Origin of the sequence: Levilactobacillus enshiensis, from assembly GCF_007115095.1 — a bacterium.
Classification (GTDB): domain Bacteria; phylum Bacillota; class Bacilli; order Lactobacillales; family Lactobacillaceae; genus Levilactobacillus; species Levilactobacillus enshiensis.
This window is the reverse complement of record NZ_SULH01000015.1, coordinates 1-4066: the sequence shown is the minus strand read 5'-3', so window position 1 is coordinate 4066 and position 4066 is coordinate 1. Positions and strand designations below refer to the sequence as shown.

Genomic DNA, 4066 nt, shown 5'->3' with positions numbered 1-4066 from the left:
CCGAGAGGTCGGCAGATATGGGCTCAGGCGCGTCGTTCTACTTAGTCAGTAAGTGCATTTCTTACTGGCTTAGTAGAAAACCAAGCTTGTAGACTCGTGGTTTACGAGGCTTCAAGTTGTGTTCGCACCGATCCAGCCCATATCTGCCGGCCGGTAAGGCGAAGGGACTACTAGGTTGTCTAGCTTTAGTCCTACTGTTGTTGCTAAAACAGGTATGACCGGAATTTCCAAACTTTAGTTAAAAGTAAATAAGACTAGCGGTGGCCTGACAGGTACTCGCTGAAGGAGAAAAATATGGGATACCTAATCGACTTTGTTTTACACATTGATAGCCATCTAGTGAATATCGTCAATACATTTGGTGGGTCAACTTACCTGATCTTGTTTGCCATCATCTTTGTTGAAACGGGGGCGGTGATTTTGCCGTTTCTCCCCGGCGATTCACTCCTGTTTGCAGCCGCAGCGTTAGCGGCCAATCCCAAGTATGGGCTGAGTATTTGGTTGTTGGTGGGATTATTTCTGATTGCCGCGTTGGCTGGCGATTCTCTGAACTACTATTGGGGGCGGACATTGTTAAAGGGATCGTGGTTCAGTCGGCTGATCAATCAAAAGCGGTTGGCGCAAGCAGAGCGGTTCTTCCGCAAGCACGGGCCAGCTGCCATCTTCTTAGGTCGGTTTATGCCGATTGTCCGGACCTTTGTCCCGTTCACGGCTGCTGGGTCACAGTTTCCTTACCGGTCATTTCTCAAGTTTAATGTGAGTGGTGCCATCGCTTGGGTGCTGATCTGCAGTGGTGGCGGGTATTTCTTTGGCAACATTGCCTTTGTCAAAGCACATTTCTCAGCGGTTATTCTGGGCATTATCGTCATTTCCCTGATTCCGGCCGTTATTGGGTGGTTAAAGGGCCGTCACCCGTCGTCATCGGTGGATGACTGAGACACCGCCAAATGAGTGTCGTTAGGTACAGTGGGGCAATCTTCCCAGCGGATTATTTTTAATCAGTAACCAATACAGCGCCACATGGTATAATGAATTATCAGATTGGTTAGGACTAACACGGTATGTTTTAGTCAGTCACAAAGGGGCATGACCGCTGAATGTAGTGGTCATGCCCCTTTGTTTAGCGTGTCCATCGGGGACAACGGTCAGGTGACGGGTAAAGATAGTTAACTGTCGCAACAGTCGATTAGCTTTGCCCCTTGATTGTTTTTTCAAAACGCTATTGGGATAATGAAGTTCTACGGGGGAGGTAGCATCATGGGGAAAGGACTGTGGGGTCGAATTCAGCGCCATTTAACGTTGATTAAAGGCCTCTTCATGTTTTCGATTTTAATCTTTATCATTCAAGCGGTTGGCCGGGTGGCAAAAGAAGTGAACGGCCAGGAGTTACGCGCCGAGCTGGCAACGTTAAATACGGGAACGTTGCTCTTGCTACTGGTGGCCGGGTTCATTGCGGTCTTGCCAATGCTGGTCTATGACTTTACGATCGTTGAATTTTTGCCCGGAAAATTTTCGCGCGGGTACATCATGCGCAGTGGCTGGACCACGAATACGTTTACCAATTTAGCGGGGATGGGCGGTTTGCTGGGGGCCAGTCTACGGGCCAACTTCTATGCCAAGTCAGCGACCAAGAAACAAGTCGTTTACGCTATTTCTAAGATTGCACTGTTTTTGCTGGCGGGGCTCTCCCTGTCCTGTTGGGTTGCGTTGATCATGCTCTTTGGTTTTGATGTTGGTCAACCGTTTCGTGGTTACTGGGTCTGGCTACTGGGTGGGGGACTCTACTTCCCTGGTATCTTTATCTTCACGCGGCTGAGTAACGGCGAATTCTTTCATGATTTAACGTTGAAACGAGAAATGAAATTGATTGTCGGTTCCAGTTTAGAGTGGGGGAGCTGTGCGTTGTTCTTCCTACTGATTGGGTGGGCGTTAGGCTTGCCTATCTCACTGGCAGCGGTCTTTCCGATGTTTGTTGTGGCTTCCGTGGCGGGGGTCGTGTCCATGATTCCTGGGGGTCTGGGGTCATTTGACGTCTTTATGATCATCGGTCTGGGTTTCCTTGGTGTCAGTCGCGCCGACGCAACGGGCTGGCTGCTACTTTACCGGCTGTTTTACTACCTGTTGCCGTTTGCCGTGGGGGTCGGGTTCTTTATTCATGATGTGGGCCACCGGGTCAACGTGTTCTTAAACGGATTACCGGTGACCATCTTACGGCGTGGGGCGCACCTCTTCGTGACGACTTTTATGTATTTCTCAGGGGTCATGATGCTGTTGTTTGCCACGATTCCAGATGTGGTCCTGGCCAACCGGCTATACATGCGACTCATTCCTTACATGTTCTATTTCTTGAGTCAGATGAGTAATATTATTATGGCCTTTTTGTTGATTGGCCTGGCTCGCGGCGTGGGGTCCCGAGTCAAACGGGCGTTTTGGCCTACGTTGGTCGTCCTAGTTGTGGCGATCGTGATTACGCTGTGGCGGGAGAGTTTCCCGGTCGGGCTGGCAATCTTGCTGGGCCTGGTCTTGGCCTGCCTCTTATTTGCACGGCCAGAACTTTATCGAACAAACCTGAATTATTCCTGGGGCGGGCTGTTAGTGGATGGCAGTATTTACGTCGGCACCTTTATCCTCTACACCATCCTGGGTATTTCCAGCATGCAGTTTGGAACCCACCATCACCACTCATTCTTGCCCAACGCTTGGCTGCTTCCTTCAACACAGGTGTGGCTGAATGGACTGGGGGGCCTCTTGGTTGCCCTGCTGATTCTGATTGGCATTTACCGGTACTTATCCAGTGGCCGGCCAAAGTGGCTTCAAGCGCCCTATGATGCGCCGAGAATGCGGGCAATTATTGCTAAATTTGGGGGCAACGAGGTCAGTCATTTGGCATTCCTGCGTGACAAGCGAGCATACTTCTATCAGGTGGACGGTGAGGACCAGCTCTTCTTGCTGTACCGACAGGAAGCGGATAAGCTGATGGTCATGGGCGAGCCGATCGGTAACCAGACCGTCTTGGAACCGGCGTTAAAGGCATTCATGCATGATGCTGATCAGGCCGGCTTGCGACCGGTCTTCTATGAGATCAGTGAATCATTGACCCTCCGCCTTCACGAAATGGGTTTTGACTTTATCAAAGTCGGTGAAGAGGGGCACGTTGACCTGCAGACGTTTAAGTTAAGCGGGAAGGCGCGCCGGGGCGAACGGGCGTTGATCAATAAATTTCAACGGGAAGGCTACCAATTCGATCTCTTACAGCCACCGCTGAGCGATGATCAGTTCGCGGAACTGCAGGCAATCTCAACGTCGTGGTTGAATGACGAGACGGAAAAGGGGTTCTCGATGGGCTTCTTTGACCGGGACTATCTGAACGAAGCCCCAGTCGCGGTGATGCACAATGCCCAAGGAAAAATTGTCGCCTTTGCCAACCTCATGCCGACGGGTGAGCGGACGATGACATCGATTGATTTGATGCGGGCTAGTCACGACGCGCCATCAGGAATCATGGATGGACTGTTCGTGTACTTGTTCGAGACCTGTCGGGACCAGGGCTACCAGAGCTTCAATCTGGGGATGGCCCCGTTAGCTAACGTGGGGCTGTCAGAGTTCAGCTTCATTGAGGAACGGGCGGCTCACCTGATCTATGAGTATGGGTATAACTTCTATAGTTTCCAAGGCCTACGCGCGTACAAAGAAAAGTACGTCACCGATTGGCAACCTAAATACCTGGCCTACCGTAAGCGACAGTCGTTGATCTTTAGCATGTTACAGTTGCTCTTGATTATCAACCGCCGACCAAATGTGACACCACAATTCGTTCCCAAGTGGCTCAACGGTTGGCTGGTCGACGAGGTCCGTTGGCAAAATCGGGAGTAATATTGCGGGCATCCTTAGCTATCTGCTAATTAAAAAATGTAAGTCAAAAGAGCAACTAGCGATAAGTTTTCATGCGCTAGTTGCTCTTTTGAGTTGATGCCTTTAGGCCTGGTTGAGCACGCTAAAGCGTGCGAAACAATAAACCACCCGCTATGCGGGCGGATGGTAAATCAGTTATACCAAAAAGCCCCCC

Annotated in this window: 2 protein-coding genes; both read left to right on the top strand. The window is 50.6% G+C overall.

Features of this window, described 5'->3' with window-relative positions; all coding sequences use genetic code 11:
• Nucleotides 1–294: 294 nt before the first annotated feature.
• Nucleotides 295–936: a VTT domain-containing protein gene (locus FAY32_RS12920; protein WP_143463840.1), complete on the top strand. Its 642-nt coding sequence runs from the start codon at nucleotides 295–297 to the stop codon at nucleotides 934–936.
• 321 nt (nucleotides 937–1257) lie between these two features.
• On the top strand, nucleotides 1258–3873 hold the full coding sequence (gene mprF, locus FAY32_RS12915; protein ID WP_143463839.1) for a bifunctional lysylphosphatidylglycerol flippase/synthetase MprF: 2616 nt from the start codon (nucleotides 1258–1260) through the stop codon (nucleotides 3871–3873).
• The last annotated feature ends 193 nt before the right edge of the window (nucleotides 3874–4066 follow it).

Bases quoted from the DNA above. Each gene is read 5' to 3' on its own strand.
- FAY32_RS12920 (WP_143463840.1), top strand. From the start codon at position 295: ATGGGATACCTAATCGACTTTGTTTTACACATTGATAGCCATCTAGTG.
- mprF (WP_143463839.1), top strand. From the start codon at position 1,258: ATGGGGAAAGGACTGTGGGGTCGAATTCAGCGCCATTTAACGTTGATT.